The organism is Halalkalibacter sp. HAAS-P013, assembly GCF_056619925.1.
The window spans coordinates 88,343-112,440 of record NZ_JBWQTU010000001.1 but is presented as its reverse complement, the minus strand read 5'-3'; the positions used below and the strand labels follow the sequence as shown (position 1 = coordinate 112,440).

General features: G+C 36.8%; 25 protein-coding genes. 8 read left to right on the top strand and 17 right to left on the bottom strand.

Annotated features, from left to right (window positions below; translation table 11 throughout):
- Window positions 1–54: 54 nt before the first annotated feature.
- The 5 genes from AC1FXP_RS00620 to AC1FXP_RS00600 form a co-directional block, all read right to left on the bottom strand.
- Window positions 55–396, bottom strand: coding sequence for a hypothetical protein (locus AC1FXP_RS00620; RefSeq protein ID WP_480058874.1), 342 nt, complete (start codon window positions 394–396; stop codon window positions 55–57).
- A gap of 270 nt (window positions 397–666) precedes the next feature.
- Entirely contained in the window at window positions 667–1,563 is an 897-nt protein-coding gene (locus tag AC1FXP_RS00615; protein WP_480058009.1) for a F510_1955 family glycosylhydrolase, read from the bottom strand.
- A 16-nt stretch (window positions 1,564–1,579) separates the two neighbouring features.
- Complete coding sequence (locus tag AC1FXP_RS00610; RefSeq protein WP_480058008.1) at window positions 1,580–2,959, bottom strand: sensor histidine kinase; 1,380 nt, start codon at window positions 2,957–2,959, stop codon at window positions 1,580–1,582.
- Window positions 2,956–3,651 (bottom strand): response regulator transcription factor, encoded by a 696-nt coding sequence (locus AC1FXP_RS00605; RefSeq protein ID WP_480058007.1) that lies wholly within the window; start codon window positions 3,649–3,651, stop codon window positions 2,956–2,958. The genes AC1FXP_RS00610 and AC1FXP_RS00605 overlap by 4 nt, the downstream gene beginning before the upstream one ends.
- Before the next feature lie 122 nt (window positions 3,652–3,773).
- Window positions 3,774–5,048 carry a cell wall-binding repeat-containing protein gene (locus AC1FXP_RS00600; RefSeq protein ID WP_480058006.1) on the bottom strand — a complete coding sequence of 425 codons (1,275 nt, stop codon included), beginning with the start codon at window positions 5,046–5,048 and terminating at the stop codon, window positions 3,774–3,776.
- A 266-nt stretch (window positions 5,049–5,314) separates the two neighbouring features.
- Here AC1FXP_RS00600 and AC1FXP_RS00595 point away from each other — a divergent pair, with 266 nt between their 5' ends.
- Both AC1FXP_RS00595 and AC1FXP_RS00590 read left to right on the top strand, forming a co-directional pair.
- The gene (locus tag AC1FXP_RS00595; RefSeq protein ID WP_480058005.1) at window positions 5,315–6,565 is read left to right on the top strand and encodes a hemolysin family protein; all 1,251 of its coding nucleotides are present in this window, start codon (window positions 5,315–5,317) and stop codon (window positions 6,563–6,565) included.
- 337 nt (window positions 6,566–6,902) lie between these two features.
- Window positions 6,903–7,349 (top strand): Rrf2 family transcriptional regulator, encoded by a 447-nt coding sequence (locus tag AC1FXP_RS00590; RefSeq protein WP_480058004.1) that lies wholly within the window; start codon window positions 6,903–6,905, stop codon window positions 7,347–7,349.
- A gap of 80 nt (window positions 7,350–7,429) precedes the next feature.
- Here the strand turns inward: AC1FXP_RS00590 and AC1FXP_RS00585 are convergent, their stop codons facing one another.
- The 3 genes from AC1FXP_RS00585 to AC1FXP_RS00575 form a co-directional block, all read right to left on the bottom strand.
- Window positions 7,430–8,041, bottom strand: a complete 612-nt coding sequence (locus tag AC1FXP_RS00585; protein ID WP_480058003.1) for a pyridoxamine 5'-phosphate oxidase family protein — start codon at window positions 8,039–8,041, stop codon at window positions 7,430–7,432.
- Window positions 8,042–8,344: 303 nt separating this feature from the next.
- Entirely contained in the window at window positions 8,345–8,575 is a 231-nt protein-coding gene (locus tag AC1FXP_RS00580; protein WP_480058002.1) for a DUF1450 domain-containing protein, read from the bottom strand.
- Between the two features lie 142 nt (window positions 8,576–8,717).
- Window positions 8,718–9,446, bottom strand: a complete 729-nt coding sequence (locus AC1FXP_RS00575) for an ATP-dependent DNA ligase (protein ID WP_480058001.1) — start codon at window positions 9,444–9,446, stop codon at window positions 8,718–8,720.
- Between the two features lie 146 nt (window positions 9,447–9,592).
- Here AC1FXP_RS00575 and AC1FXP_RS00570 point away from each other — a divergent pair, with 146 nt between their 5' ends.
- Window positions 9,593–9,856, top strand: a complete 264-nt coding sequence (locus tag AC1FXP_RS00570) for a DUF6154 family protein (protein WP_480058000.1) — start codon at window positions 9,593–9,595, stop codon at window positions 9,854–9,856.
- Window positions 9,857–9,905: 49 nt separating this feature from the next.
- Here AC1FXP_RS00570 and AC1FXP_RS00565 read toward each other — a convergent pair whose 3' ends face one another.
- Window positions 9,906–10,802: an EamA family transporter gene (locus AC1FXP_RS00565; RefSeq protein ID WP_480057999.1), complete on the bottom strand. Its 897-nt coding sequence runs from the start codon at window positions 10,800–10,802 to the stop codon at window positions 9,906–9,908.
- A 79-nt stretch (window positions 10,803–10,881) separates the two neighbouring features.
- Window positions 10,882–11,598 carry a helix-turn-helix domain-containing protein gene (locus tag AC1FXP_RS00560; protein WP_480057998.1) on the bottom strand — a complete coding sequence of 239 codons (717 nt, stop codon included), beginning with the start codon at window positions 11,596–11,598 and terminating at the stop codon, window positions 10,882–10,884.
- 178 nt (window positions 11,599–11,776) lie between these two features.
- Here AC1FXP_RS00560 and AC1FXP_RS00555 point away from each other — a divergent pair, with 178 nt between their 5' ends.
- Entirely contained in the window at window positions 11,777–13,069 is a 1,293-nt protein-coding gene (locus tag AC1FXP_RS00555) for a glycoside hydrolase domain-containing protein (RefSeq protein ID WP_480057997.1), read from the top strand.
- Between the two features lie 409 nt (window positions 13,070–13,478).
- A complete protein-coding gene (locus AC1FXP_RS00550) occupies window positions 13,479–13,613 on the top strand; it encodes a YrzI family small protein (protein WP_480057996.1) in 135 nt (44 codons plus the stop codon).
- A gap of 131 nt (window positions 13,614–13,744) precedes the next feature.
- On the opposite strand, the gene AC1FXP_RS00545 is transcribed toward AC1FXP_RS00550, so the two are convergent.
- The gene (locus AC1FXP_RS00545; RefSeq protein WP_480057995.1) at window positions 13,745–14,365 is read right to left on the bottom strand and encodes a restriction endonuclease; all 621 of its coding nucleotides are present in this window, start codon (window positions 14,363–14,365) and stop codon (window positions 13,745–13,747) included.
- A 156-nt stretch (window positions 14,366–14,521) separates the two neighbouring features.
- Here AC1FXP_RS00545 and asnB point away from each other — a divergent pair, with 156 nt between their 5' ends.
- The gene (asnB, locus tag AC1FXP_RS00540; RefSeq protein ID WP_480057994.1) at window positions 14,522–16,411 is read left to right on the top strand and encodes an asparagine synthase (glutamine-hydrolyzing); all 1,890 of its coding nucleotides are present in this window, start codon (window positions 14,522–14,524) and stop codon (window positions 16,409–16,411) included.
- A 62-nt stretch (window positions 16,412–16,473) separates the two neighbouring features.
- Here asnB and AC1FXP_RS00535 read toward each other — a convergent pair whose 3' ends face one another.
- From AC1FXP_RS00535 to AC1FXP_RS00510, 6 genes are all read right to left on the bottom strand, one after another.
- Window positions 16,474–17,568: a PRK06851 family protein gene (locus tag AC1FXP_RS00535; RefSeq protein ID WP_480057993.1), complete on the bottom strand. Its 1,095-nt coding sequence runs from the start codon at window positions 17,566–17,568 to the stop codon at window positions 16,474–16,476.
- Window positions 17,569–17,852: 284 nt separating this feature from the next.
- Complete coding sequence (locus tag AC1FXP_RS00530; RefSeq protein ID WP_480057992.1) at window positions 17,853–18,647, bottom strand: alpha/beta fold hydrolase; 795 nt, start codon at window positions 18,645–18,647, stop codon at window positions 17,853–17,855.
- A 26-nt stretch (window positions 18,648–18,673) separates the two neighbouring features.
- Entirely contained in the window at window positions 18,674–19,741 is a 1,068-nt protein-coding gene (locus tag AC1FXP_RS00525) for an SDR family oxidoreductase (RefSeq protein WP_480057991.1), read from the bottom strand.
- A 202-nt stretch (window positions 19,742–19,943) separates the two neighbouring features.
- Window positions 19,944–21,014: a polysaccharide deacetylase family protein gene (locus AC1FXP_RS00520; protein ID WP_480057990.1), complete on the bottom strand. Its 1,071-nt coding sequence runs from the start codon at window positions 21,012–21,014 to the stop codon at window positions 19,944–19,946.
- A 311-nt stretch (window positions 21,015–21,325) separates the two neighbouring features.
- Window positions 21,326–21,880, bottom strand: a complete 555-nt coding sequence (locus tag AC1FXP_RS00515) for a polysaccharide deacetylase family protein (protein ID WP_480057989.1) — start codon at window positions 21,878–21,880, stop codon at window positions 21,326–21,328.
- A 91-nt stretch (window positions 21,881–21,971) separates the two neighbouring features.
- Entirely contained in the window at window positions 21,972–22,232 is a 261-nt protein-coding gene (locus AC1FXP_RS00510) for a metal-sensitive transcriptional regulator (RefSeq protein WP_250097275.1), read from the bottom strand.
- A 187-nt stretch (window positions 22,233–22,419) separates the two neighbouring features.
- On the opposite strand from AC1FXP_RS00510, the gene AC1FXP_RS00505 reads away from it, so the two are divergent.
- Window positions 22,420–23,649: a DNA polymerase IV gene (locus tag AC1FXP_RS00505; protein WP_480057988.1), complete on the top strand. Its 1,230-nt coding sequence runs from the start codon at window positions 22,420–22,422 to the stop codon at window positions 23,647–23,649.
- Window positions 23,646–23,987, top strand: coding sequence for a YolD-like family protein (locus tag AC1FXP_RS00500; protein ID WP_480057987.1), 342 nt, complete (start codon window positions 23,646–23,648; stop codon window positions 23,985–23,987). Before AC1FXP_RS00505 ends, AC1FXP_RS00500 begins: the two co-directional genes overlap by 4 nt.
- The last annotated feature ends 111 nt before the right edge of the window (window positions 23,988–24,098 follow it).

The following is a 24,098-nucleotide window of genomic DNA, read 5'->3' as shown; positions in this document are numbered from 1 at the left end:
TAATGATCAGCTTTTAAGGAGATTCCGTAGCTTTGGCTGGGATCTCCTTTTTCCTCATCTTACATATTCAGCTTGATAGGAATTCGGACCTGCATGAACTGATAATAGTGTGTTCGCATAACCTACAAGACGGTTAACTAATTCATCTGCGATTGCAAAAACAAGCGAGTCCAACTCTTCTTTATAAAGCTCCGGATCATCAAAGATGATCGTCGTATTAATATAAATATCACGGTTACCTTGGAGATCATAATGGATAATTGCTTTCCCTGCCGCTCCTCCAGTTTTAGGATCATGATAACTCTCAAGAAAAACATACCACTCTTCAGCTGTTGCAGATCGAAAATTTTTCGTAAAGCGTAATGCTTTGAGTTCCCTTTTAATCTTCTCTTCCATTTCTTGGTTCGCCAAATCAATAATTTTCTTTGTCATACCATCACCACTTTTGATCTTATCTTATATGAATAATAAATAATGTTCCCTACTTAATGCAGTTCAACACAAAAAGCACTAGCTTTTATATTCTAGTGTTTTCATTCAGTCGTGTAGAATGCGGAATTCCTTTTTTGCTTCATTTATTTACGGATATAGTTCTCTTACCCATTTTTTAAGAACATGTGAAGTGGGCTCTCACGGTTAATGAGCAGCCCTCTCACTGATAATATATCATTGAAGTGCCTTAATTGGTTCTCCCTCCGAAGCTAGCACTTCCCAACTTTCACCATGATTAATCGTTCTATATATGTTTTGTTGGCTTGTACCAACAATAATTTCGCTCTCAAAAACCGGGTGAACACTTATATAGGTAACTGCATCTTCATCTAATTGTAAGTTAAGTGATCTCCACGTATTTCCAAAATCTTCACTGATATATAGTCCCTCCTTCTCTCCAAAGAGGTAGGCAATTAGACCACCCGATTGGCCTACTTCTTGAAAAGCTGTTGAAAATATTTCTGTCTTATACTCCTCCCAACTTTGACCACCGTCTTCTGAAACAAATATTCCTAAACCTGTTCCAGCTAAAAGTAATTCAGCATTTTGTGGATGAGACGAAAGGGCATATACTTCACCAAAAGGCACTGGCAGGCCACTAGCATTAACTTGCTGCCACTCATACCCGCCGTCTGCTGTACGATATAATTCAGAATGGTAAGAGTCAATCCCATACATAATCCGTTCGTTTTCCCTACTTACATGAAGAACGTGGAAATCCACTTCACCATGTAGAGCGATCGGCTCCCAGGTTTCCCCTTCATCCTGACTAACAATGACCCCTAAAGGATTTTCAAGTTCCGATCGGTAACTAGGATGACCACTTGATATCATTTTGCCATCTTCTAATAATGTAAATCCCATTAAATCATGATGCTCTTTTTCGTCCCCTACTTGCTTCCAACTTGATTCATCAACATGAATTAAACCGTGGTGTGTAGCTAGATAGAAACTATTCCCCTCTTTGTCAAACTCTAGTCCATGAACATGCATAAATGATTCAACTTCGTCCGACTGACCGCACGCAGTCAAAAATAGCATTAATATGACCATTAACGTTATCTTCCTCATAATGATCCCTCCTTTTTTAGTTCCTTGATAAAAAAATTGTGAAGGTTGTCCCCTCTCCTAACGTACTTCTAACTTTGATCTCACCTCCATTAAGCGTAACCAATTGTTTCGTAATCGCTAATCCAAGGCCGCTTCCACCATGCTTCGTTGATCGTGATTGATCTACTCGATAAAATCGATCCCAAATATTATTTAGTTGATTAGATGGTATATCATCTCCATTATCTTGTACGGTAATTGAAATTTCAGATTGATTCTGTTTTATATTTAACGTAATTTTCCCATTTGGGGGCGTATGTCGAATTGCATTATTTAATAAATTTAAAATAATTTGCTCCATCCGTTCTGGATCGATTGTAGCCATAATCTCATTACGTTCGTATAAAAAGTCTAAATGAAGCTCCTTTGCAGAAGCAGCTAGTTTCACTTTTTGAATCGTCTTTTTACCTATTTCAATTAAATTACAATTCTCTTTTTCAATCGTAAATTTCCCTTCATCTAATTTCATTAACTGAAAAATATCATTCACTAGACGTTCCATCCTGACAGCTTCTTGATAAATCACTTTTGAATGGTCCCTGATATCAGCACGCACATCATTTTTGTCTTTCAAAATCGCAGCATAAGCCTTGATATAGGTTAAAGGGGTGCGAAGATCATGGGAGACATTTGATAAAAATTGTTGTCTCGAGTCGCGATATTCCTTTAACTGTTCAGCCATCGACGAAATATCGTTCATTAAATCAGCTATTTCATCTTTTCCTTTTGCCTTTAACTGAACCTCAAAGTCCCCTTTTGCAATCTTTCTTGTTGAATTACGAATTTTCACTATAGGGTCTGTCCACTTTTTTGATAAATAAATCGTGATAAGACCTGATAACAGTAGTGAAAATAAACTCATAACGCTCGAAATGAATAACAACTGTGATTTAGCCTGTTCAAACTCTCCTGTATCTTGGTCAATAAACAAATAGCCAACAACCGCATCGTTTTGCTTTATAGGAATCGCTGCCCAAATATGCGGAATGTGATAAGCAACTGTTTCAACAAATTCTGTTTTTTTGGATGTTCCTACTTGACTAACCCAGTCTCGGTAAAAAATAAGCCTTTCAGAATCAATTGGGTATGAATGATCGATCACTCCAAAATTCTGATCGAAAATAATAAAAGAACTTTCTGAACCTCTTCTCTCCATTAGAACAACATGATGAAGTGTATGGTGTGAAAAATCATCTTCAATAACATCCAGGTGGGCTTGCATTCGGAATTCTATATCCTGCTGGAGCTGATTTTTATAGAAAGTCTTTGACACTTGATAAAAAGCTACACTCATCGAAACAATACCGATTAAAGATGAAACAAAGACAAGGATGATTAACTTGGTTGAAAGTTTCATTGTACATACTCTGGTTGTGATAGTTTATAACCGACTCCCCAAACGGTTTCGATGATCCGCTTTTCTAAGCCTGCATTTTTTAGTTTTTCTCGGATATTTTTAATATGAGTATCAATATTCCGATCATACCTTTCTCCCAAATCATCCCATTCCAATTCTAATAGCTGATCTCGTGTAAATACTTGACCTGGATTTGAAAATAAGCGCAAAAATATTTGATATTCTTTCCTTGTAAGACCAACGATCTGACCGTCTATCATAAATAGTTTCTGATTCTCATTTAATGTAACTCCATACAGGTTAGTCACTTTTTCTCTTGTATTTGCTTTTTGGAACCTTCTTAACACAGAACGAACTCGTGCCTTTAGCTCACTTGGTTCAAAAGGCTTTGTTATATAATCATCTGCTCCTAAATTTAGCCCTTTAACAACATCATCTGTTTCCCCTAATGCCGTTAATAGTATGACAGGTAGTGATGCATGTTCCTGCTCTATATTTTGTAAGACTTCATATCCACTCACGCTAGGCATCATTACATCTAATAATAATAAGTCATATTCATTTTGGCTTAACATGTAAATAGCCTCTTTACCAGAAGAGGCTGTATCAAGGATATAATTTTCTTCTTGTAAGCAAACTACAATTAACTTCTGCATTTGAACTTCATCGTCCACTATTAAGAGCTTTTTCATTCTAATCCCCTTCTTTTAGAGAGCGTTTAAAAAGACGGCAATGGCAGCACACGCTACACGCCTCTAGGAGAACCCCACTCCTAGAGGCTCAAAACCTTGTTGTACCTTCCTTTTGTATTTAATTAATGATGTGCATGATCATTCCCATCCAAAGAGACAATCTCTAACTTTTCATCAAGAATTCCTTGCGTTTGAAATGGAATTAGATCAAATGACCCAAGTAAATATCCATGATTATATGGACCTTCCGTTGGATCAGTAGTAAAGGCTGGTTTTAGCTTTGCTAAATACTCATATAACGACTTCGTTACTTCCCCATCTTCTAACCATACCATCGGCGCGTGCTTTCCTAAATGAGCAAACGGAGCTGCTGCAATAGCAAGTTCAGGACTTTCCGTTGATACAAATACTAATCCATGACCAGGAGTGGTAATTCCCCAACCGAAATTATTATCATCTTTAAAAGAAGAGAAAGCAATAGATTGTTCAATTTCGTTATCACCGGAAATGCGTTGAACCGTTCCGTACTCTCCAAGTTGACTTTCTACTTCTTCAGATATAATTTCTTCTGGACCAACAATGTATATCTGCGCTTTTCCTTCACGCTTTTCTAATGCTTTTATTGTTTCTTGTGGGACTGTATCTGTCTCTACATATAAAAGTGATTCATTCATATGAGCGATCCAGTTTCCTACTGGGACCGTATATCCTTTAGCCTCTTCATCAGATGAACCAATAATAACAGCTTGGTGTACATGACCGATCGTTTCAAAAAAGGATTCTTCAATTTTCTCCGCAAAATCAGCTGGGTTTTCACCAACAATTTGTTCTACGTTAAAACCATTTAATTTCCTTAACTCATTATCCTCATAATCACCAATGACTAACACTTGAGTTCCGTTGTCATTTCCTTTTGGCTGAAGGCGATTAATCTCCATTAACACTTGATCAGATATCTCCTCACCAACATATAGCAATGGACCATCATTCGGGTGATGAACCAACGTTAATGCAGCTAATGAATATTGCCAGTTATCAACTGGAGCTAAGATAACGGTTCCTGGCTGATTTTCCTCATGTGTTGCCGGCCATACTGTTTGCGAAACGGATATTGAGGCAGTTATAGGATCTTCCTCATTAATCCGTGTAATATTCTTTGTATTTTCTACAACAAGACCATTCAAGGCATTTTCATTAAAAGCATTAGGCTCCGTTGCCCCATCACTCTCCACCTGTTCTCGTGAGTCGTTTCTAGAATGATGATTTTCATGTTCGTGCTGCTCTTCTATTTCCTGATGGTCCTCATGATTTTCACTTGTTTCATCATTAGCACAACCTGCTAGTATGATTCCTACCCCTAACAAATTGGCAAGCAATACTTTTCTTGTAACTTTCATTATTACATACTCCTCTCGACTGCAGATATGACTACACGAAACATCATACTTGTAATTTATGTAGAAAAAATGAAGATTCGAGCTTTTCATTAAACGTTCAATAATGTTTTGATTCCTCCTATTATATCCATACTTAATTTGGAAAAACGGCTTCTTTCTGTATGTTTGTTTATTAATACAATCTGAAGTTGGGAATACTTTACCTAAGTAATTATTCTTACATTTGGATTTTCTAATCCTTCTTTATCTGTTTGAGGGGTGATATTTTGTCTGAAGTGCCCATAAATATCGTTATTTTATTAATTTCGTTATTAGCTATATCTGCTTTTTTTTCTTCTGCTGAAACTGCATATTCAAGTGTAAATAGAATACGTTTAAAAAATTATAGCGATGAAGGCTTTAGGGGTGCCAAAAAAGCCTTACATATTTCAAACAATTTTGATGAAGCGTTATCTACCATTTTAGTTGGAAATAACTTAGTGAACATTGCAGCTGCTACCTTATCATCGCAGTTAGCTATACAATTGTTTGGTCCTAATATGGGGGTTTTTATTAGTACTGTTGTGTTGACCATTCTTGTTTTAATATTTGGTGAAATATTACCTAAGTCATTTGCAAAAGAATATGCTGAGTCCTATACTTTGAAAACCTCAGGTATCATGACTCTCTTGATTACTATATTCAAACCAATTACATGGGCTTTTATTCAATTGCGTAAAGGGGTTTCAAGGTTTATAAGAAAAAAGGAGCATCATCCTTCTATGACGGAAGAAGAAATCAAAGTGATGATTAATATTAGCGAAGAAGAAGGAGTTATTGAAAGTCACGAAAAGGAACTCGTTCATCGTTCACTAGAGTTTAATGACATTATTGTCGCAGAAATTATTAAACCAAGAACAGACATTGTAGCGATAAACGTAAAAAGTTCGATTGACGACATTAAAGAAGTATTCTTCCGTGAACATTATTCTCGCATTCCCGTCTTTGAAGAAAGTATTGATAATATCGTCGGTATTCTTTCAGAAAAAGACTTTCTTAAATCTCTACTTATGAAAAGTGAAACCCAGATAACAGATCTTTTACGTGATCCTTTATTTGTAGTTGAATCAATGAAAGTATCAACTTTATTACCACAGCTTCAAATACAAAAAACACATATGGCTATTGTGATTGATGAATACGGCGGAACAGCTGGACTTGTTACCCTCGAAGATATACTAGAAGAGATCGTCGGAGAAATTTGGGACGAACACGATGAAAAGATAAAACCCTTTAGTCAACTTGACTCACATACTTATGTAATCTCTGCCGATTTTCCTCTTGATGATTTTGCAAGGTTAACAAATGTAGAATTACCTAATTCTTCTTACCACACTCTAGGAGGCTGGTTAACAGAGAGATTCGAGCGTATTCCTAGGGAGGGTGAGCAATTCACATATGAACATGTGGAGCTTGAAGTAGAATCATCTGATGACAAAAGATTGCGGCAAATCAAAGTGTCGATTCACTCTTCATAATTAAACAAGCTCCCTTTCTGTCTTACAGGTTTATTTTAGGCATTCATCGCACTGATTAAGGTGGCTTTACCTTTTCAGTGCTCTCCGTTTTTCTACTCCTCCCCTAACTAACATTTTTTCAATTATTGATAAAATACTATATCAATGTTATTAAATCTAACACAGTTTTTTCGTTTTCCCCTAACTAATTGATACATAATTACAGACAATCTTCTCCATTTCATGTACGATGAGTGTATAAGTAAGCGTAACTCTTCGTCCTTTCATATTAAAGTCGAATTTGCGCTTATGAATACGTTCTTACTATAACAATATTGTGTTAATAGGAGTGAGTCCCTTGCATCTAACTAGCTATACAGACTATGCGTTACGTACTCTTTTGTATTTGAGTACAAGAGATAACCTTGAATTGGCAAAGATTAAGGATATAGCAACAATTTACAACATTTCTAATAACCATATGAGTAAAGTCGTTTATGAATTAGGTCAACTTGGATTAATTAAAACGATTCGAGGAAAGAATGGAGGGATCAAATTAGCTTTAGACGCAAAAGATATTAATATTGGCTCTGTTGTTCGAAAAACGGAGAACTTACACATTGTTGAATGTTTTGATCGGAAAAATAACACATGCATTATTAGCTCTGCTTGCAAATTAAAGTTCGCATTAAATGAGGCACTTCAAGCTTATTTAAGTGTTCTCGATAAATATACTTTAGCAGATGTAGTTACAAACAAACATGATTTACTAGAAATTTTTACTTTTCATGAGCAGAATGCTTAATGAGCTATATAAAAAAGCTGAAACAAAGCTTAACTATTCTTTTTCAGCAATAGTTAAGCTTTGTTTCAGCCTATTCTTCATTAGCGGTTAACTCCAACCTGCTTTTTGCTTTCTTTCACTTTGAAAAAATCTCCTCCCTTCTTATTTTTCAAATCACTACTTAGGTTATCTATCTTTTGTAATTTAGGGACATGCTTAGAACAATGTATAAATGTCTCTTCGACTTCAATAACAACCCACCTCTCCGCTTTTTCTCCTTCTCTTAGAAGAATATCTTCCTTCATCTTCTTTGTTAATTGTAATGTATCTAATTCCTTATTTTCGCATATAAAAGCTTTCCCATTCACATGTAAACCGTAGCGACTATGAAAGAAATCAATAAACATTAAACCAATATGAGGGTTTTCGATAATGTTACCCATACTTGCCATGACGCCGTTTCCCCGATATTCTGGGTACATAACCATATTTTTATTGATCACTCTGACAAATCCTGCTTCACCTGCACGAAAGGATGAATCACATTTCCCACTTCTATCAGCAGTTGAAATAAACATCATCTCTTGTGCTTCAATAAATTCCTTCATCGCTTCATTTACATGTGATAACATCTGATTGTTATAAAATGCCTTAGCACGCTTTTCAGTATTGTATTTTTCCTGTAAAAATTGTTCTCCCGATTGTTTAAACAATTTGTTCAACCCCTTTTCACTACTGAAATAGGTGAAACGTATCTTCCTTCATCTTAACTGAATATCCAAACAAAAAAGCACATGATGTCAGATTATCTAACGTGTATTTTAAATCCATCAAAAAGGGGGTGTCCCAAAGGTCTGTTTTGACCTTTGGGACACCCCCTAAGCAATGAGCGGAGTCGCTACATCTTTTAAAAGCCTTGAGAGGAGTGGGTTACACACTCACGGCGAGTAGCGAACGGAGCCATTGCCTCCTCTCTTTTGGACTTTTGGGACAGCCCAGCTTTTCGTAAGATTTTTTTATATGGACACTTTATCCAGCCGCTTATTTAATTTTTTATACAATTCATCTCCGGTTTCACATGAAAATACTTTTCCATCAACCAAGGAAAATGGACAGCTCTTACACGTTTTACACTTACCGAGACAGCCTTTTCGTTTAATTGTTACGTCAGGATATTTTCCTTTAAGAGTCTTGTAAGTTTTCTTTGTTTTGAACTCATTCTCTTTACAGAAATAGACTTTCCGCATGGCTCTTTCTCCTATCACCAATTGATAATTAGAATCATTTTCACTAAATCTATCATATCATGTGTAAACGAATATGTATAGTCTTAACAATCTGATAATTAGAATAAAAAATTGACTCCCTTTAATACATTGGAGTCAATTTTCAACTAATATTTTTTAGAAACTGTCGGTATTTTTCATATAGCTTCTCTCTATTTTTTTGGGTTTTAAACTCCATATGCTGAAGCTTGTATCCTACTTGATTGTATAGGAGAAGTCCTGTCTCTTTTCCGACCAACTCAGAACGTTTTCCCATTCTGTATTTATAGTTAATAATTTTTAACCAGTCTTTTGAACGTTTTCCCACTTGATATTTCGATTGTGGCTTTTTGACAATAATACCTTCAAGGTCGTATTCTTTTACAACTTCGAAGTACGTCTGAGAATTGCCCTCTACCCATTGAGAGCTCACAATTGTGATGATATCTGTTGGGATAACTTCATTTAATAATGTTTTCCGTTTAATAAGTGGTAGCTGAGTAATTTGTTTGCCTTTATAGAATAACAGATCAAAAGCTACATATTGTATTGGTATTGTTGCATTCAGCTTATCGGATCTAAACCTTTCCATCAAACGCGGAAAATCTGGTTTGTTTTCTGCATTTACTGAGATGATTTCTCCATCTAAAACGATTCCTTTTGGAAGAGGAGTCTTTGTAATTTCTGGAAATAAATGAGTGACCTCGAGACTATGTCTAGTGAATAATTTTGGCTTACCCGATACGTTATTATATATTAGCCGGACCCCATCTAACTTTAATTCAGTAATGACATTTGCATAATCTTCCGGCGGAGAAGTTGACTCTTGTAACAACATTGGAGAAATAAACATATGCACCACCTCCCACTTTATCTTACATGGGCTATTTGTTCATTTCATTAGTGAGTAATTGGAAGTTAGTAAAAATTTAGGAATAAATGCGGTTCGTTCAACTCATTCTAACAGTATCTTTCATAATAAGCAGGAGTGAAAATAAAATGAAATTTGTTGACGAATTGTATGAACTATATAAAAATCATTTAACTGGGGATGAGGAAGATGCGCTAATTATTATTAACGGAATTCTGCATGATTTCAATGATAGAGATATAAAAAAGTTGGTTGACGATATGCCCGATCAAGAGAGATTTGAAATGGTAGCTTTGTATTTATATGAGAAATTTCGAATAAAAGTTGCTGAAGAAGGAATCGGACAAACAAGAAATAGAGATGACCAAGATGAGGTGAAATTTTATCATTAATTATAAAAAAATGCGTCCGGTGTCTAGACGCATTTTCATTCATTAGTGACTAGGATACTTGCTTATCTACTTCTTTTGATGGCACCTTTTTCGGTGTATAGGACAGGATTCCAAGCCCTACAAATAACAATCCAACACCAACCCATGACAAGAACGGTAAATATTCTCCGACAAGAAAGACTCCAAGCACAGCTGCCGTTAGAGGTTCTGCAAGTGAAAAAGTTACCGCAGAAGAGGCTGTAATCCCAGTAAGACCGCGGACAAAGAGGAGGTATGCAATTGCTGTAGCAAAAACGCCAAGATGTAGAGCTACACCAACTCCATTCACTTGAAACAACCATGATAAGTCATAAATAAAAAGAATCGGCGTTAACATGAATGCACTTAAGGTGAATACTACTGCTACAACTACTTCAGAGGCGTGTCGTTCTAGCAACTGCTTACTAACGAGTGTATAAATGGCAAATGATAATCCTGCTCCAAGTGCCATAATGATTCCAAGAGGACTGATACTCATTTCACCCTCATTTGTATTTGAAAAAAGGAGTAAACTTCCCGTAATCGCCACCATCGTAGCCAACCACCACTTTTTATTTGGCAACCTACTTCTGACAAGCCACTCTAAAATACCAGCTAAAATGGGAGCACTGCCAATTGCAACCACTGTCCCTACTGCTACTCCTGTCATCGACACCGCTTGAAAAAACAAAGGCTGATATGCAGCCATACTTAATGCAGCTACAAGCGTTACACTGACTGGCCAATTTTCCAACGTTAATTTCCCTTGAATGACAACAAATAACAGTAGCGCAACCCCCCCTACTGCTAGTCGAACGGCTCCAATTACAACTGGATGTGCATTTTCAGGAGCAAAAGTTTGTGCTGTACCCGTTGTTCCCCATAATATAGCAGCAACTAACACTAACAATACGGAAACATTTTTCAATTTATCTCCCCCCTAAAGAAGTACTTCGTTTATCTATTGTACCTTTACAAAAAAAGGCTGCATTACATTTTTTCATATCTTATTTAACTTTTTTAAAGCTATTCCTGTACATTTGAGGTGAAATGCCTACATTTCGGATAAAAGCTCGTGTAAAAGATGAGGGATATTCGAAACCAACTTCATTGCAAATCTCTGTAATTGATAACGTTGTTTGAACCAACAATCGCTTTGCTTCCTCTAACCGGACCTGCTGAATATAGGCTCCTGGACTCAAGCCAGTTAATTTTTTAAACCAATTTGTGTAATAGGATGGATGGTAGTGTCCTAGCCTAGATAACTCCTCAATCGAAATTTTTTCCGCATAGTGGTCATGTATATATTGAACTGATTTCTCTGTTTTTTCATTGAATTTTTCACTAATGTAGCGTCCTAGATAAGTTAACGAAGCAGAAGAAGAACCTTTATTTTGTAGCTCTTCAAGCAACAAATAACGAATCGATCGCCACTGTTCATTTAACTTCATATATTTCCCATAGGATTGACCTTCCTCTTTTATTAATAAATGGTCTGGTAGATCAACAATTAAAAACTCATTCGTATTAATCGCACGAAATGTATGTAAACACCCTGGTGGGAGGTAGAAGCAGAACTCATTTTCAAGCTGAAATTCTTGTTCATACACTTTTATTTGCATTCCTCCTTGAAGAGGAAACAATAATTGACCATATGTATGGTCATGTGTATTAAAATGTTTCGAGTACGTTCTTTTTTCGCAAATCACTCGTTCAAGCTGCACCTCAAACTCCTCCTACTTCAATATATGTATTTACAAGTGTAGTTTTCCATCTTTGATTCTTCAATTATACTCTTCTTTTCGTTCAATCACATCAATTATCCAAGTTAAATGCCTATTTCATTCACCGAAGTCTGTCCCATTACGTATGATACTTTCGAATAACAAAGGTGGTGAAAAAGTGAAAAATAGATCAAACGTATCATTTATCGTTCTTGGGGTCGTTTCTCTGTTATTTCTTTTCTCCCTTACCTTTTTTAGTCAATCGAATACACCTGTACCAGTTACTGCTTCTTCCGATGACTCACAGGCAGAACAAACCGATTTAGGTAAGGATGAATCATCAAATTCCAGTAACAGTGACAATGGATCCAAAGAAAGCAATGTCACAAATCATGTTGTTAACTCAATCAATGCAAAGGATGGAGAAGTTGATAACTCTCTTGAAAATCACATTGACTCCTCTAACTCAAATATAGAAAATCATGTGACAAATGAGATCAACTCTACCCAATCCTCAGTTAATAATACAATTGAAAACCATATTAACGGAGAAAATGCAGATGTTGATAATGCCATCGACAATAACATTCATAGTAACAACAATGATGTCACAAATAGCATCGGAAATGATATTAATGTTAGTGTTGATGTAAACGTAACAAATCAGATAAATAATCATATTACAGATGCAACAAAAAACAGCGATGGATCTGAGAACGGAGACAATGGAAACGGAGAAGAGAACGGCCAAGTTGAAAATGGTGAAGACTCTGGCAATAAAGACAAGGGGACTGGAGAGAATGGGAACAGAAATGAAGAAACTCCTGAAACTGTATGGGGTGTTGATTCAGCCAGTATTACTACAGAAGATATGCTTGCTTGCGTTCGAAATAACTTTGGTGACCCCGAAGTTTGGGGTCGTTATTTAGGTACGAATGAAGGAGCTTCGTATGGCTTAACCGCTGAAGAGGTTGATTTGCTCCATTCTGAGAATATCCGAATCCTTGTTATTTATAACCACTTTAACGATGGTACAGGATATGAACATGGGCAAGACCACGCAAATGCAGCGCTTGAAATGGCAAGAGACTTCGGGATACCTGATGGAGTAGCATTATTCGCTAATGTAGAACCGATTTATCCTATTGATTCGGCTTTTATCCAAGGCTGGCATGACGTTGTTTCAGAATCAGAATACAGTTCTGGAATCTATGGAATTTTTGACCCAAGTGAAGAACTTTATGTAGCATTTGAAGCCGCTGTAGATGCTGATCCAAGCATTCTAGATGAAATGTATGTATGGACCGCAGCTCCAAATGAAGGCATTACAACGGAAGAAAATGCACCTGCATATAATCCTAGTTACCCTGATGGAGCTTTAATCGGTGGATGGCAATACGGTCTTGATGCCGAAACCTGTAACATTGATACAAATATTTTTGATGGAAACGTTCTTGAGGTCCTATGGTAATTACTAAAAGTAATGGTGTTCGCATCATTACTTTTTCTTCTGTTTTTTAAAGTAATTATAATTTAATATTGATTTCTCCTTAATAAATGTTATTATTAAATTAACAACATTACTATGATGAGCGAAGGGGAACTTCATGTCAACTAAGAAAACAGTTTGTCCACAGTGTCAATCGATAATAAAACAACTTAAACATAGTATTTTATGCGATTGTGGTATTAAATTCAAAACGATTAAATTCATATAGTAGCAAACGAACTTGCTAAAGGAGGTGCATCAAAAGGTTTTTTGACCTTTTGATGCACCTCCTTCTTAAGTCGTAGATAACTTCAGTATCTAGTCCGAAGACATTCCTTTCCTTTTGCTATATCCTTTATTTATAAGGACTATATGTATTGGAGGAATGGATATGACGTTTCATTTTCTACTTTTTACAATAACAATTAATAAAAGAACATACACTGAACAAGAGTTGCAGCAAATTATTCATGACAATAATATTCAAGCTCAGCTAGACCAATACAGAACTAAGTACTGGATTTAGGTTGTAGGAAAACAGCAATGCTCCATCTTGTTAAGTCGTTAGCGGTTTGGTATCCCCCTCTCACGGTTGCTACTTAGTTCCTGCCTTTTTTCGATCTCTTCCTCTTCTTTACCCCGTTCTTTCATTCCGTTTTAAATGTCCGATGGGTTTAGCTGCTTTAAATAGGCCGTATCACTTTCCATCGTTTCAAGCCACATCGTAACCAATTCCACCCCATTTATTAACTCGATTCCTAACCCATCCGCATATGCAACTGCCTTTTCTGTAAAACCTGACGTAGTAATTACATAGCCACCTACAGCTCCCCATTTTTTGATGTTCGAATGCACGAGAGCAATAGCTTCAAAGCTTACATCTTTGTTCGTGCATTTTACCTGACCCAAATAAAGGCCATCTTCTCTTCTATTTTCAAAGTCAACGCCGTAGTCTCCACTTGCCTTACTTACAAACATATCTCCCCCGTACTTAGCTTCAATAATATCTGCAACAAAATGTTCAAAAGAGAGAGGATCTTCCTTTAAAAAATTCGAACTATATGTCGTGGTACTACTAGGCTCTTCATTTTCAAAGCGCATATACAACCCCATTGCAAGAGTCTTCCTTAATTCTAAATCATGTTCTATTTGATCAAGAAGAAGCTCTGTAAAATCATTATGTTTGCTTTTAAGACGAATCCAATTCACAACCGCAATGAGCGTGATCAAAATTGCTCCAATTACTATAATCATTTGCATATTAATTTGTATATTCATTCGTAGCACCTCCACTTGTTAAGTTTATACAAAACACTAATATGGCAAACATTCTTCTACCTCCTCTAAATTTAATAAAATAATGCTGGTAATTTCTGAAAAATAAAGTATATTTTATATAGCCATATTAAATGGAAGTTTACTGGAGGGATATAAATGTGTGGTTTCATAGGTGAATGTAGAAAAAAGGATATGCCCGCAATTGATTCACATACATGGTTTAAAGCAATCGAAGCAATTCATCACCGTGGTCCTGATTCGACAGGACACTATGTAGATGAACATGTTCAATTAGGATTTAAAAGATTAAGCATTATTGATCTTGAACATGGGACTCAACCGATGTCTTTGCAAAATAGATACCACATCGTTTTTAATGGGGAAATCTACAATTATATTGAACTAAGAAATAGCCTTATAAATGAAGGCTTTGTATTTCAAACCGATTCAGATACAGAAGTTTTGCTAGCAATGTACGCTTCACATGGGATAGAGTGTGTGAAAGAGCTTCGCGGCATGTTCGCATTTGCTATTTGGGACAAAGTTGAACACACGCTTTTTGCTGCCAGGGACCCTTTCGGAATTAAACCATTTTATTATACTGAGACCGAAGATCGTTTCTTTTTTGCTTCAGAGCAAAAAAGCATTCATTCCTATATCTCAATGGATGAACTATCAAAAGAGGCCTTACAACATTATTTAACTTATCAATATGTTCCTGAACCTTTGTGCTTATCGAACAAAATCTCAAAGCTTCTTCCAGGATATTATTTGCTCACATCACCGGGACAAAAGGTATCGATAGAATGTTATTTCAAAAAAACATTCACTCCCGTCAAAGAAAGCATGAAGCATTATTCTAAAAAAACAAGGGACATTTTACTTGATTCGGTCGAGAAACATATGAGAAGTGATGTGCCTGTTGGTGCATTTTTGTCATCTGGTATTGATTCTACAAGTATCGTTGCATTAGCTAAACAACACAATCCGAACTTAAAAACGTTTACAGTTGGATTTGACCGTCAAGGTTTTAGTGAAATTGATATTGCTAAAGATACAGCTGAGAAATTACAAGTAGAAAACATCCACAAGATCATTACAGCGGAAGAATTTATGAAAGAGCTTCCTAACATTATTTGGCATATGGATGATCCGGTTGCAGACCCTGCTGCCGTTCCTCTTTATTTTGTTGCCAAAGAAGCTAGCAAACATGTAAAGGTTGTCCTTTCTGGTGAGGGAGCAGATGAATTGTTTGGTGGCTATAATATTTACCGTGAGCCCTTGGCGTTAAATTGGTTTAATTATATGTCTGGTTCTATGAAATCACTTTTGCATAAAGTGGCATTAGGATTGCCTGAAGGGATGAAAGGAAAAAGCTATTTGTTAAGAGGAACCACTCCTTTGTCTGAGCGGTATATTGGAAATGCTAATATTTTGAGTGAGCTTGAAAAACAGCACTTACTCACCGTCTATGATACATCTAATCCGTTTATTAAGATGACAAGAAATCTATACGACGAAGCGGCGCTATTTGATGACTCCTCAAAAATGCAATACATTGATCTTCATACGTGGCTCCCTGGCGACATCCTTGTTAAAGCAGATCGTATGACAATGGCTCATTCCATTGAACTACGAGTTCCTTTTTTAGATAAAGAAGTATTCGCTGTTGCAAGTGAGATCCCTACCTATGCTAAGATTTCTCATGGAACGACGAAGTACGTTCTAAGAGAGGCTATGAGCGAGTTTATTCCTGAATCCGTCTTGCACAGAAAGAAACTTGGATTTCCTGTACCAATCCGTCACTGGTTAAAGGACGAGCTCTACGATTGGGCCCGGAACCTTCTATTAACTAGTCCAACAGAGTATTTATTCAAAAGGGAAGAAACAGTAAAATTGTTAGACGAGCATGTACAAGGCAAAAAGGATAATAGTAGAAAGATTTGGGTGATTTTGTGCTTTATGGTATGGCACTCGCTCTATATCGAAAAAAATTCTTGGAATCATAGTTTACTGAACGAACCTAAAGTACCTGTTACTACCTAAAGAAGAGGGGGTGTCTCAAAAGGTCTGTTTTTGACCTTTTGATATACTCCCCTTTTCTACTCTTACTTTCCAACCAATTGTTCAATCTCTGCTAGAATCTCTTTTTGAATTTCTTCTACTTTAGTGAAATCCATCGCTTCAATATAGAAAGCTTCTAATTCATCACGGAGAGCTTTCGCCTCTTTTAAATAGGAAATTCCTTTTTTCATTTTGTCTTTGTATGGTTTGGTCGTTATCTCGATTTCTGTTGAAAACTTTTCATCTGTACCTGGCGTGATGCATCTTGTATACATATCAATGATTTCATCTGAATCACGATCAGGGAAATATTCGTGCGGAGCCGTACTATCAAAAATGGCAAAGCCCAGCTCTCTTACAATGACCATATCTAAACTATTTGGATCAAAACCGCAATGATACACTTCAACATTAAAGCCTCTCTCTTCACCTGCAGCTGCTATTTTCTTTAGCATCGTCGATTTTCCAGATCCAGCTCTTCCTTTAATAAAATAGCGTTTACTAATATCCTCAGTTAAATTTGGAATAAAGTCTACTGCTCCATTTGGGGTGGCAGCGCCTAAAAAACGGTGTTTTACTTTCGCTTGTTTTGTGTCTGAATTCTCTCCGTAAAAACGTGAGATTAACTCATCCGTAAGTTGGTTTGCTTCCGTGAAATCCATATTAGAAATATAGATATCTTCAATATCATCATGTGCCTTTAATGCTTCCGAAAATGTATCGTAAGCGGTTTGAAAGGTAGCAGAAATTTTTTGATTTAATGTAAGTATTTCTTTTTTATGCTGTTGCAATTTGTTTGAATCCCACGCCACACCCAAGTTCACATATTCCTCAATGACACCAGGTGCTTTCGGTTCAATTACATGAGGAGCTGTACCATCGACAATTCCAACCCCAAAGTCAGGAATAATCACTCCATCAATCGATTCGTTGTCTGAGGAACAATGTAAGAACTCAATATTAAGACCTTTATTTACCATTTGTTGTCCGACTGCCTTCATTAAAGAGGATTTTCCAGTCCCAGGCCCTCCTTTTAAAATAAAAAGACGCTCTAAATCTTCTAATGCAGAATCATATAAACTGTAAAATCCCTTTGCTGTGTTTCCTCCTGCATAAAAGTTTTGAACTTTTCCTTTCATCCAATCACCCTTTCCGCTTTTACCACAACATATGTAAGTATTCTTACAAGGGTGATTGCCTACCGCAGTAAATTCAATCTAAATGTTACATACCATTTGTTAGATTACTTTCCAGCTCTTCTAACACTTGTAGCAACAAGTCTGGTCGATCTGTAATAATCCCATTGACCCCTAAAGGGACCTTAAGAAACACTAGTCAGGCGTCAATAAAAAAAGAATTCCACTATTTTATAGGGAATTCTAAAGTAAAAGAAATGCGTTCATTTGAACGAAGCCATGCCTTTTTATCCTGCTATCTGGTTTTCACTACTTGTTCTTATGAAATCTAATGATACTTCATTAAAATGTTCATGTGCTTCCACGTTGCAAACGTGCCCGCTTTCTTCTATGACGATTAACTGGCCAGGAAATGTCTGATTAATTTCTTTTTTTACTTTTGGAAGAAACATATAATCATTTTCTCCCATGATACATAATGTTGGAATTTCTAAATATCTATTTTGGATTTCCTGATGATTCGAGTCCACATCTCTTGTTATTCGAAACCATTTAATAAACTCCATTTGGTTCATCCTTTTTGCTTCTCTTCCAAATAACTGTCTTGATTCCTCATGTTGTTTTCTTGGCATCATAATCCAAGCAAATAAATTATACAACCACATATAAGGTATTCGTTTTTTTACTAAATTTCCTGCAGTAATTAAGATCCTAGAGCGAAGATTAAATCCTATAATTAATCCTCCGAGGATCATTGACTTTACCTTTTCCGGAAAAGAATAGGCTATATTTCTAATGACAATGCTGCCTAAGGAAATCCCCATAAAATGGGCTTTTTTTATATTTAAATGATCCATTACTTCTACTACGTCCTTGCTAGACTGTGCAAAAGTATACCTTTCATCCTTTGTTTTTCTATTAGAGGACTTTCCATGTCCCCTTAGTTCTACTAATAGCAAATTATAATGCTTCCTGAGGTCTTTTATTTGTTTATACCAAATGGTCGAACTTCCGCCTAACCCATGAATCATAACAATCCATTCGTGTTTAGGTGAGATCTCATAAGTTTTGTAATATAACATGAATTCTCCTTTTTCATGGGCAAAATTTATACTAAGACTAGTACCTTATCTTGCTTTTTATATCCATCTATAATCGTCCTCAACATTTCATTATCCATGTTTAAAACTTGGTTATTCGTCGCCTTTAGCAGCTGTTGAGTATTGGTTATATTAAAATCAATATCCCGATTTACATAAATGGTAAAATTTGATACGAACTCATTTAAAATCATTTCCTCTTTTGTTAATGCTGTATCTTCTTTCGAATTAAATTGAATATGCGGGAAATCTAGTAGTTCTCCTATCATTTTTAGCCCTTCATGATTTAGTGGAGGGTTAGGATTGGTAACGTGATAAATTGTTTTATTTTTTGCCTTTTCTAACCCAGCCATTAGAACGCGACAAACATAATCTACTGGCACTAAATTTTGAGTACCTAATTGATTTCCAATAATATTATACCTTTTACCGATATCGTTCCCTGCTCTAGAAATTCTTTTCTTAAATATCTCAAGTCCTTTTATAAATCCATATAATCCAAAGGTAGAATCCGTTTTTCCTGTTATAGAATGACCGACAATAATGGATGGTCTGAAAATTGAAACGTTCATCTGTTCACTATAGGACATGACGATATGCTCAGCTTTGCATTTCGTTTCCTCATATGGATTATTAAATTCTTGGTCCATTTCATGTAATGATTCATCAGCAATGCTTTTCTTTCCAAGAGTATAAGCTGTACTAATATAATAATAAGATTTCACGCCGATATCTTTTGCAAATTCTAACGAATGTTTTGTTCCCATTTCATTTACTTCATACAATCGATCTGCCATTTTAAAGTCAAACGACAGCAATGCTGCTATATGAAAGAAAGCATCTATTTTTCCTTTAAGATTGCTTTGATCTTTCTTAGAGATTCCTAGTTGATTGTCCGCAAGATGTCCTTCTATCATCTCTATTTGTGAATGTTGATGTTTCGGAATTTTATTTAATAAAGTTTGGCTCTTCTTAGATGATCTTACTAACACATAAACTCTGTTATCTGAATCTAGTAGTTCCTGGATAAATTGGGTACCTAAAAAGCCTGTTCCACCTGTGATAAATATATTCATATAGTTCCCCTTTCGTTATCCGCTTTCATGAAGTTACCGCCATTATACACAACATTTCCAACATAATCGTGCTGTAAATCTTTCAATTATGTGAAGTCTTATTCTTTTTAACCATAAATTTACAAATCCTCTCCTAAAAAGTGGGTTTGACACTAAGAGGCTACTAAAAAGGATGTTTTTTCCTTTTCAGTAGCCTCTGTTTTTACTTTTCTAAAAGTGTTTGCACTGTAACAAATTCGTATCCTTGTGCTTGTAACTCATCGATCATTCTTGGCAGAGCCTCTACCGTTCCATCGAGGAGGCGAGCATCCGACTGAAAATTATGCTGGAGGATAATCCCACCTGGTGAGATATCTCGACGTACAATTTGTAGTATTTCCTCTGCTGATTGACCACTCCAATCAATCGTATCAACAGACCACATAATGGTTCGCATCCCCATCTCATGTAGAACGATGTGATCCGACTTTGTCATTGCACCATATGGTGGACGGAAAAGATCAGGCATTCTACCGACTGTTTTCATCATCTCTTTTTGAGTCGATTGTATTTCTTCTACTAAAGTCGATGTCATAACGGTCGGTATACTGGGATGATTCCATGTGTGATTAGCTATCCCATGTCCCTCCCTTACAATTCGCCTCATCATATCGGGGAATTCTTCTATTTGTTTGCCCATGACAAAAAAGGTTGCCGGAACGTTTTTTTCGTTGAGGATTTCTAATATTCTCGGTGTATAATAACTATCCGGTCCATCGTCAAAGGTCAGAGCCACTTGTTTCTTTGCTGGATCTCCTCTGTATATAGCACTTGGAGGCGCTGGAATATTCGTTGTTATAAATGTATGTCCTCTCTCTCTTTGATACGATACGTCCATTCCAAGTTTTCGAACGACATCAATAAGTGGAACAAATGCGTCACCATTAAATTCAATTGTTTTCGTTGAAAGATTTTGACGCCTCCAGGTCCCGGTGGCACGACCGTAGACATCGGCATAATCCCTTCCTACAGGCAGAGCAAATTGAATGTCTTTATGATTAAACACAACAGAGCGATACTGCTCATTCCAACTAATTTTGGCACCGGCATGTTTTAGAAATAACGCCGGGACGAGTAAATGACCTTCTCTCATTATGTAGCGTGTCTCAAAGGGCTGATTATCAATGTAGATCGGTGCTTCTGGCAACTGCGACTCTTGTGCCAATGTAGGAGCAGAGCAAGTGATTAAAATAATGAAGCAAAAAAGGATGAGTGTTCCATTTTTATTTAGCATAACGATTCCTCCTTACCAATTATGTTTAGTCTTTCCTACTCTAGGAGGTTTATGAAGAGGTTACTAAAAAAGCTGGTTTTAGAGGCTACTGAAAAAGGTCGGTTTTCACCTATTTTCAGTGGTCTTTAAACAATGAGTGGAACCGTTGCTTTGTCTTAAGCCAGCTATGAGTGGGCTTCTCATAGCTGGCGCGCAACGTGTGGAGCCATTGCTGCTTCTTTGAAATTGCTAAAAGAGACTTTTCCAGTGCCCTTCGGTTTTACTTTTTCAGTCCCCTCGGCAGCTTAAAACTATTGGACTGCTTGGGAGAATCACAGCGTAGAAAAATGGTACCCTTTCTCTTTTAGCTTTTGAATAAGTTTTGGCAAAATTAAAAGTGTTTGCTCCAGTTCATGCAGAAGAATGATCGAACCATTTTGAACATGACCGGCCACGTTTTCTATAATTTGATTAGGATCTTGTTTTAAATTCCAATCAAAGGATGAAATATCCCACATAACCGTCTGTAGTTGTAAACGCTCTGCGATCTTCAATGTATCTCGATTGTACTGTCCAAAAGGAGGTCTAAAATACTTGACGGTCTGCCCTGTGATGGTTTCGATTGCTTCTTTACTCGTTTGTATTTCATGCATTTGCTTAGCAAAACTCAACTTAGTCAGATTCGGGTGACACTGGGTATGAGCACCGATTAGATGACCATCATTAAGTACGCGCTTCCATGGCCTATTATGGTGGAGCAATCTGGTTTGCCAAAAAAAGACTGCATTCACTCCCTCTTTTTCTAAAGTGTCTAGAAATTGGGGTAAGTATCTACTCGGGCCATCATCAAATGTTAAGACGATTCCTGTTTTATTACACTTTGTCATATTTGATAAGACACTTGCTTCTTTTGAGTTGTACACAACCTCGGTAGTAACCACTCATGGACTTTTTTGCATTTGTTACACTTCCTTCTATCTATCTACTTTTTACTAACAAATTAACCGCTTCTTGAATCATTTCTTCCGTATCTTCACCTTTGTTTATTTGTTCACGGACACATTGCTCTAGGTTCGTGCTCACAACAAGTCCGATTGTTCGATCTAGTGCATTTCTTGCAGCAGACATTTGAGCTACAAGATCTTTGCAATCCTTTTCCTCTTCCATCATACGAATTAATGCCTTAACTTGTCCTTCTACACGCTTTACTCTATTTTTCATTTGATCATTATATTTCATTTTACTTCCCCTTTCTGAAAATACAACGGACCTAATCCTATACCATCATATCCTACGTTCCTTCACACTTTCAACATTTGCTAGCCTTCATTATAACACTTGGCACAAAATGTATGTTGAATACCGAACGTACTTTCGTATATAATAATAACACGAACATTCGTTCTTGATATGGAGCGTGAATTCAATGAAAACAATCTTTCTTGTTGATATGCAATCTTTTTATGCATCTATTGAAAAAGCAAGATACCCTCATTTAAAGGACAAACCGCTCGTTGTATCTGGAGACCCGAAACGGCGTTCGGGAGTTATTTTAGCCGCCTGTCCTCTAGCAAAGAAAAGCGGCATCAAAAATGGCGAACGCTTATGGGAAGCTGAGCAAAAATGTCTTGAGTTAGTTGTAGTCCCTCCAAAAATGCAAGACTATATTACTATCTCTGTTGAGATTACAAATATTTTAGAGCAGTATACCGATTTAGTAGAGCCTTTTTCCATTGATGAACAATTCATCGATGTAACCGGCAGTCACACGCTTTTTGGTCCTCCTCTTGAAATGGCTGAGAAGATTCAACAACAAATTTGGGAGAAAACAAAGGTCCGAGCGCGTATTGGAATCGGAGAAAATAAAGTGTTAGCTAAAATGGCTTGTGATCATTTTTCTAAGAAAAACAAATCCGGTATCTTTTGGTTAAAAAAAGAAGAATTAGAAAAAACATTATGGCCCCTGCCCGTTGAGAAGATGTTTGGAGTTGGGGGTCGAATGGCGGGTCACTTACGGAATATGGGAATTCGTACAATTGGTCAATTAGCAGCTGTTCCCTTAAAACGTCTACAGGACAAGTGGGGGATTAATGGGCATGTTCTTTCTATGACAGCTAACGGCGAGGACTTTTCCCCTGTCACAACCTCTTCTCACGACGGACAAAAAGCGATCGGCCATGGTATGACCCTCCCACGTGACTACATAGGACTTGCTGAAATACGCGTTGTCTTACTTGAGCTCTGTGAAGAAGTTTGTATGAGAGCGCGAAAATCAAACGTGATGGGGCAAACCGTAACCGTTAGTGTCAGCGGGGCTAGCTATGAAATACGAAGCGGCTTTCATCGTCAATCAACTTTATATGAGCCAACGAACTACGTAATGGATATCTTTCGTGTTGCTGAAAAGATCTTTCTTCAATTTTGGGACGAAAATCCGATTCGAAGACTGGCTGTTAGCTTAACAAAACTTTGTCGTGATGATGAGCTACAACTTAGCCTATTTGATACAGGAAGAGATAAAAAGACCGATCTAGGCTATGTGATGGACGGAATAAAAGAGAAATATGGCACAACAGCTCTTATTCGAGCTTCTTCTTTGACAAAGGCTGGTCAGGCTTTTGAACGTGCCAAAAAGATAGGAGGACATTATAAATGAACGAGCAGCATTTACACCGCGGAAACCTTCTTTGGGAAAGCAGCAGAATGTTTTTACCTGAGCATAAAGAGGCTCTCCTTGAGCGGCGAATAGAACTAAATAAAGTCGCAAAGCCCGAATTAGACGAACAAGAGTTAGAAGAAATCGGGATTATTGTGACCGATTCACTCAAACATGAGCTCGATGTTCAAATCACCTACTGGAAAGATGGGATGTTTCATGAACTTATAGGAATCGTCGATCGTATTGACTGGTATTGTAAGAAAGTAAAAATAAAAGCTGAAGATGAGCCATCTTACATTGCGATTGATTGCTTAAAATCAGTCGTCCGACTATAGCTGGAAAGCATTGCAAAACGCCTTGTTCAAATGACCGAGCAACAATTAGGCGGTTCTCTAACGTATGATCAATACCCTTAGCCTACACATTCTTTCCTAGCAGCTAGAACC